We start from the raw sequence: 264 nt of genomic DNA, 5'->3' as shown, positions 1-264 counted from the left end.
CATGTGGACCGAGTACGTGACGTGGTTCTCGAACGAAGTGGGCAAGAAGGGCCGCATCGCGGTCGGTCAGCTGGCGGACCTGATGGTCCCCGACCGTGATTTCTTCACGTGCGCGGAGGACGATATCGCCGACACGACCGCGTTGCTGACGGTGGTCGGCGGCCGGATCGTGTGGGGTGCCGGGCCGTTCGCGTCGCACGATTTGCCGATTCCGCCGGCGATGCCGGACTGGTCGCCGGTGCGCACCTACGGCGGCTATGGCGG

General features: G+C 67.4%; 1 protein-coding gene. It reads left to right on the top strand.

What is annotated here, in order from left to right:
- The coding region (locus SB751_RS31620) for an amidohydrolase family protein (protein WP_410749224.1) at positions 1–264 on the top strand (264 nt) is incomplete at both ends.

The organism is Cupriavidus sp. SIMBA_020 (assembly GCF_046535395.1).
GTDB lineage: Bacteria > Pseudomonadota > Gammaproteobacteria > Burkholderiales > Burkholderiaceae > Cupriavidus > Cupriavidus campinensis.
This window is presented reverse-complemented; position numbering and strand designations above follow the sequence as displayed.